Origin of the sequence: Aneurinibacillus sp. REN35, assembly GCF_041379945.2 — a bacterium.
Classification (GTDB): domain Bacteria; phylum Bacillota; class Bacilli; order Aneurinibacillales; family Aneurinibacillaceae; genus Aneurinibacillus.
In genome coordinates this window covers 654,970-661,466 of the sequence record NZ_JBFTXJ020000001.1, presented here as the reverse complement: position 1 = coordinate 661,466, position 6,497 = coordinate 654,970, and the positions used below count along the sequence as shown (strand labels likewise).

The following is a 6,497-nucleotide window of genomic DNA, read 5'->3' as shown; positions in this document are numbered from 1 at the left end:
AAAGGCGCCTCTTTTTCGTTTTTTATTTACTTTTTTTGGCTAATCAACACTCGTGGATCATAATATGTGTTTATATCAATTATACTTTTCAAATCAATTATTTGGAATTTCGTTATTTCCGTTTTTATGTAAAAGGTTTTACAATGCAAAACAATAGTTATCTATCTTTTTCTTTCCATAAAGGATTTACGACAATACATATATATAACTGCTTTTTCAATAAAAGGAGCCCACCGTTTTTGATGAGCTTCTAACTTAATTCACACTATATAACCTGCATCGTCTTATAGTTGGCTACTTTCCATTCATCACCAACGTATATCAAATACAATTTAATTTTACTCAGTGACTCACTTCTAATCCTATTAACGACGAGTTCCTGTTCAAATTGAACTATAACCTCAGCAGTATCATCCCCCGTCTTGTTGTAAACAGAATCTGTTATACTCACAAAGGAAGTCACAGATTTATCATGCACTCCAAATTCTCCATATTGATTTTCTACCTGTTGTGATGTCAGCTTTTCACTTGCTTCACCACTCGTCATTTCAATTGCTGCTTCCTTACCATTCTCATAGACATGCGGATCATATGTGAACAGTCTCTCTACAAAATCAGACGCAACTTTGTTAATTTCTTGCTCATGATTGCTGTTCAATGCTTCAATTTGCTTGTTAGCCTTTTTCAATTCTTTTTTCAATTCAATTACTTTACCTTTTTCTTGCGTCCACAAATCATAGAATGCAAAGCTACTCACCACTGAACTACCTAACAGAGCAAATAAAATAATTGGAAGATATCTCTTGTTCATGATGACCCTTCTACGAATTGTTTTGGATCTATCTTCTTGCCATTAACGATCGTTTCAAAATGAAGGTGTATCCCCTCTTAGAATATAAAGGTGAGTACCGCAACGAACAATTTATATTTGCACCTGAAGACAGATATCCAACATTAAGGAAATTGGTTGAGATTCGATTATTCCGTTTACTCCGAAAGATAAATATTGATAAGAAAATTACTCTACACGGCTTTCGGCATACACATACCTCTTTATTAATAGAAGCGGGTGTTGGCGTAAAAGAAATTCAATTACGTCTTGGTCATTCCGACTACAGTACAACCATGAACATCTACGCACATATGACCAAAAATTTGGAGGAAAATGCTGCCGAAAAGTTTAGCCGATTAATAAGTGGACTATTATAAAAATTCCCGTTCCCTTCAATGTAAAAAATCATTTATGAGTTTTTGACTTTTTTCCAAAAATAAAAGAGCATCAAACCCTGATAATTCAAGATTTGATGCTCTTTCAAGGGGAACGATTACATCATCATGCCGCCCATGTTTCCTTCACTTTGTAACATTTTAAATGGAAGTTAACGTAAATTACTTAACCCGCTCTACACAAACTGCTTGGAAGATTTAGTAGCTCTTTCTGAGACAGTTTTAAAACAGATACTGAGTAGTTATTACCTGTGGATCCTTATATTAGTTTTTTAACCTCCTCATAAAAAAAGTCTAACAATGACGATTTCTAGAATCCTTAGTTGTATTTATAGACATGCACCAATGGGATGTACTATAACCAATGAATAAAAATATCAGTTTGCCTTCTGAGCGGGCTTTCTCGAACGGCTCACTCGATGGAGGTCGCCTTCGGTGTCATGGCCAGCCACTACCCGCAAGCAGCCTGCCAGACAGCCACAACTGATCGCTGCTTGCTATGCGAAACTGGAAGCTACGCATGACGTAAAGGTCTATTTCGCCGATCCCTATTCCTCTTGGCAAAGAGGCTCCAACGAGAACGCAAACGGGCTCCTTCGAGAGTTCTTTCCCAAAGGACATGACTTTACTTCCGTTTCCGATGAGCAACTCGCCAAAGCAATCCGTTTGATCAACAACCGCCCACGGAAATGTCTTGATTGGAGGTCAGCTTACAAAGCCTTCATGGACGACGTGTCGCACTTAGCTTGACAAACCGTCAATACAAAAACAATCTTCTTCCACCTTGACAAAAAACAACCCCAGATTCCACTTTCTAGGGTTGTTTTATTCTCTAACAGGTTTTAAAGACTCTTCGCTATGTTAATCCATGTGCTTTTCCGCTAATTCAAACAATGATGCTGTCTGATCATGTTCCTCGATATATTTTAATCCCTCCATCAGAGTTAAATTGAGCAGATACGCCTTCTTCTTTGTTATCGTGTAAACGCAGCTGGCACACCGCCGTCAACAGTTAGCATACAGCCGGTTGTTTTCTCAGATTTGGAAGAGGCGAAAAATGCAATGGCTTCTGCAATATCGGCTGGATAGATGTTTACCAGCAATGTTGTACGCTTGCGGTAATGCCCTTCCAGTTGGTCAGGATGAATTCCGTACGCAGCAGCACGCTCTTCACGCCATCTTGAGTCCCATATGGCTGATCCTTGAAGGATGGCATCCGGAAGAACGGAGTTGACACGGATACCAAACTCCCCACCCTCTGCAGCAATACACCGGGCAAGATGGGTTTCCATTGCTTTAACAGAGCTGTAGGCAGCAGCATTTTTACCTGCATAAACAGAGTTCTTGGAACCAATAAATACCATGTTACCTCCGATGCCCTGCTGCTTCATTTGCTTGAATGCTTCCCGAGCAACAAGGAAGTAGCCTGTTCCAAGTACATTCATGTTTAGGTTCCATTCCTTGAGAGTTGTTTCATCAAATGGGCTTGAAGTGGCAAGGCCTGCGTTATTTATAATGATATCAACTCCCCCGAAGGTTAAGGCTGTCTGATCATATGCAGCCTGAACCTGCTCCTCGCTAGTAACGTCCATTTTTATGGCCAGTGCACGGTCCGCACCAAATGTTTCATTAATTTCTGCTGCAACCTTCTCTGCTCCTTCGAGATTCAGGTCCGCAAGAACAACGTGTGCCCCTTCCGATACCAGACGGCGAGCTGTTTCACTTCCGATACCGCCAGCACCGCCGGTAATAAAGGCCACTTTTCTTGAGAATTCTGCTTCCGCTGGAGCAAGAGATAATTTGTAAAGTTCAAGCGGCCAGTATTCAACATTGTAGGATTCGTTTTCGCTTAAAGAAACAAAGTTTCCCAGAGTAGTAGCACCCTTCATAACAGCAATGGCACGATCGTATAAAGCGCCGCTTATCCGTGAATTCGAGATGTCTTTTCCGGTATTGATCATGCCTACACCCGGAATTAGGATAACACGTGGCGCCGGCTCTGACATTTTGTCTCCTTCATTTTTGTTGCGCTTGAAGTATTCTGTATACTCTTCTTTAAACTTGGTAATGCCTTTTTTTACACTGGCAACTAACGCCTCTACATCCTTTGTCTGCGGATCCCAGTTAATGAAAAGCGGCACCCTTTTGGTATGTACCAAGTGATCCGGGCACGCAGCACCGACTTGTGAAAGTTCTTCAGCATCACGGCTGTTTACAAATTGAAGCATATCTTCGCCGCGGTCATAAGTCAGGAGCATTTTCTTGTCGCTGCTCACAGCTCCGCGAATCACCGGCATAACTTTAGCTAAAAGATCGGTTGCTTCCTCTTCTGTAAGAGATTCGTATTTTTGACCGCCAAATACAGTTTCTTCATTCACTCTTTCATTGATGTATCGTTCTGCTTCATTGATGATATCAATTGTTTTTGCGTAGGACTCTTCTGCTGTTTCTCCCCAGGTAACAAGTCCGTGTTTTTCCATTAATACAAGCTCGGCGTTCGGGTTGTTTCGCACGCCTTCTGCAATCATTTTGGAAAGGGTAAAACCAGGGCGGACATATGGCACCCAAACGAAACGGTCTCCAAAGATTTCTTCCGCCACCTGCTTGCCGTTATCTGCGCAGCAAATGCTGATAATTGCATCCGGATGTGTGTGGTCTACATGCTTAAATGGAAGGAAAGCATGCAGCAATGTTTCGATAGATGCCCTTGGATGTTTGCTGTCAATCATGCAATGTGAAAGATAAGCAACCATTTCTTCATCCGACATTTCATCCTGTTCTATTAATGGGCGGATGTCTTCTAATCTTAACCCTGTGAAATTATACGCCTTCATTGTAGCTAGGTCGGAGCCGCTTCCTTTTACCCACATTACTTCAATATCACGTCCGCGGAAATCTTTCTGAAACGTTTTCAACGAAGTATTACCGCCGCCCCAGTTGCATACAGCGCGGTCCGATCCTATCAGGTTGGAGCGGTAAACGAGTTCTCCTATCCCTTTTGATACTTTTGAAGCTTCTTCTTGATTCCAAAGATTTTGTACCATTCAACAACCTCCGTTTATATTTATTTAGGTCACTTTCATAAAAATATTTCTGTTTATTCTGAATTATTTATTGAGTAACTGGATGAAGCGGCCATATGCTTCCTGCCATTCTGATTGATTCTGAGGTTCATAGACTTTTACAGGAAAGGATTGCCCCACAATTTCGCGCCCTTCTTTTATGTCTTTTATCTCGCCAAGAGCAATCCATTGCGATAACGAATTTCCTATGGAACTGGCTTCTACCGGTCCGGAAATGACGATCCGGTTTGTGGCACTTGCGGTGAACTGGCACAGGAATTCATTCTGTATTCCTCCTCCGCCCATATGGATAACCTCTAGCCGTCTTTCTGTCAGAGTTTCAATTTTCTCTAGGACCCATCTGTATTTGAGTGAAAGGCTTTCAAGAATGCAGCGCAGATAATCCCCCACTGTTTCGGGTGGCTGCTGATTCGTCTTGATGCAATACTTCCTTATTGCCTCTGCCATATCTTCAGGATTGAAAAACTCAGGTTCATCTGGATCAATCATTCTTCGAAATGGTTTAGCATCCCTAGTCAAACGTGCTTCATCTTTATATGTAATTCTCTTTCCTTCTTTTTCCCAAACAGATCGGCACTTTTGGATAAGCCACAAGCCCATTATATTTTTTAGAAGGCGATATTCACCGTCTGCTGTTCCCTCATTTGTAAATCCCCACTCAAGCGCCTGTTGGTTAACAACAGGCGCTTTTACCTGGACACCCATTAAAATCCAGGTGCCGCAGCTCACAAATGCTGCATTGTCCGAGTTGATTGGGAGAGCCGCAAGGGCGCATGCCGTATCATGTCCAGTACCTGCAATAACCTGAACGGAATCCACCCCGACTTCACGATTGACACAATCAAGGGAAGGGCCAATTATCGTTCCGGGTTGAACAATGTCAGCCATTATACCTGACGGAAGATTCAGTTTGTCCATAAGGGTATAGTCCCAGCTTTTCTTTTTAAAATTATATAGCGAAGAAGTTGTGCTGATTGTAAACTCGTTTGCCTTTACACCCGAAAGGAAATAGCTTATCAGATTGGGAGTCAGCAACAGAGTCTCTGCCTTTTCCAATAGATCAGGATTTCTTTTTTTAATAGCAACCAGCTGGCAAATTGTATTGATGGCTGCTGGCTCTATACCCGTCCGCTCAAATAGCTCTTCTCTTGATATTTGACCATACATCTCTTTTAAACTATCTTCTGTCTGCGGATCTCGATATGAATAAGGATTTCCAAGAAGTTCCCCCGTAGATGACAGAAGTCCAAAATCAACTCCCCAGGTGTCAATTGACAGACTTTCAATCGCACCATGTCCTTTTAGACTGCTTTTGGCCATACCATTTTTCATTTCCTGAAAAATTCTGATAATATCCCAGTAATAGCGGCCAGTCAGGTGGATAGGCTGATTAGGAAAACGATGAACCTCTTCCATATAAAGGCTTTTTCCATTAAAACCGCTAACCATCAAGCGGCCGTTTGAGGCACCAAGATCAAAAGCCCATACTTTTTTCATCCATCCTCCTCCTTATATTGACTTTAAGCTATTTAGAATCCTTTAGAAGCTTCTGTCTGTATTTTTCCGATGACAGATCCCGCAAATCCTGGCACTCCTGTTCTGTCAGGATTCTCGGAACACCAACCGTTGATGAAATTGTAAAGACCTTTGCTGCTTCTTCGATGATCTGCATAAAGAAGAAGGCTTCCTTTATTGTTTTCCCGACCGTTAACACACCATGATTCCTCATGACGATCACGTCTGTTTCAGTAATAACCTCGGCAACTGCATTAGCCAGCACTTCTGTAGTCGGAATTAAATAATCTAGGTACGAAATGTTTCTGATCATAGCCGGGAAATCAGGAAACATGCTTGGGATGGTATGACCGGCCGAAGATACGCCTACTGAGTAGCTTGGATGTGCATGAAGAACAGCTGTAATGTCAGAACGTTTACGGAAACATTCCAGATGCATGAGAACTTCAGAAGATGGTTTTAAATCATCCAACACGTCCCCTGTCTCTATATTTACTCGCGCCCACTGGTCGTCTTCTATTTCCTGGAGGTCGAAACCACTGGGGGAGATGTACATGATATTTCCGTCTCTCATGCTCAGGTTGCCGCCTGCGCCGACAACAAGACCCGTTTTTACAATTTTGTCCGCATATAGCCTTAAATCCTTTAATACTTTTGACAAGTTTAATCACC

6 protein-coding genes and 1 pseudogene are annotated in these 6,497 nt (G+C 42.0%); 2 read left to right on the top strand and 5 right to left on the bottom strand.

Features of this window, described 5'->3' with window-relative positions; translation table 11 throughout:
* Positions 1 to 265 precede the first annotated feature (265 nt).
* The gene (locus AB3351_RS03180; protein ID WP_371145661.1) at positions 266 to 811 is read right to left on the bottom strand and encodes a hypothetical protein; all 546 of its coding nucleotides are present in this window, start codon (positions 809 to 811) and stop codon (positions 266 to 268) included.
* A 59-nt stretch (positions 812 to 870) separates the two neighbouring features.
* On the opposite strand from AB3351_RS03180, the gene AB3351_RS03175 reads away from it, so the two are divergent.
* Positions 871 to 1,209 (top strand): tyrosine-type recombinase/integrase, encoded by a 339-nt coding sequence (locus tag AB3351_RS03175; RefSeq protein WP_371145682.1) that lies wholly within the window; start codon positions 871 to 873, stop codon positions 1,207 to 1,209.
* Positions 1,210 to 1,521: 312 nt separating this feature from the next.
* On the opposite strand, the gene AB3351_RS03170 is transcribed toward AB3351_RS03175, so the two are convergent.
* Positions 1,522 to 1,605: a hypothetical protein gene (locus tag AB3351_RS03170; protein ID WP_371145681.1), complete on the bottom strand. Its 84-nt coding sequence runs from the start codon at positions 1,603 to 1,605 to the stop codon at positions 1,522 to 1,524.
* Positions 1,606 to 1,761: 156 nt separating this feature from the next.
* On the opposite strand from AB3351_RS03170, the pseudogene AB3351_RS03165 reads away from it, so the two are divergent.
* Positions 1,762 to 1,977: pseudogene (locus AB3351_RS03165) on the top strand (IS30 family transposase); the annotation flags it as partial.
* Between the two features lie 224 nt (positions 1,978 to 2,201).
* On the opposite strand, the gene AB3351_RS03160 reads toward AB3351_RS03165, so the two are convergent.
* The 3 genes from AB3351_RS03160 to AB3351_RS03150 form a co-directional block, all read right to left on the bottom strand.
* Positions 2,202 to 4,271 (bottom strand): bifunctional aldolase/short-chain dehydrogenase, encoded by a 2,070-nt coding sequence (locus AB3351_RS03160; RefSeq protein ID WP_371145660.1) that lies wholly within the window; start codon positions 4,269 to 4,271, stop codon positions 2,202 to 2,204.
* A 63-nt stretch (positions 4,272 to 4,334) separates the two neighbouring features.
* Positions 4,335 to 5,807: a rhamnulokinase gene (locus tag AB3351_RS03155; protein ID WP_371145659.1), complete on the bottom strand. Its 1,473-nt coding sequence runs from the start codon at positions 5,805 to 5,807 to the stop codon at positions 4,335 to 4,337.
* 28 nt (positions 5,808 to 5,835) lie between these two features.
* Positions 5,836 to 6,486 (bottom strand): class II aldolase/adducin family protein, encoded by a 651-nt coding sequence (locus AB3351_RS03150; RefSeq protein ID WP_371145658.1) that lies wholly within the window; start codon positions 6,484 to 6,486, stop codon positions 5,836 to 5,838.
* Positions 6,487 to 6,497: the final 11 nt, after the last annotated feature.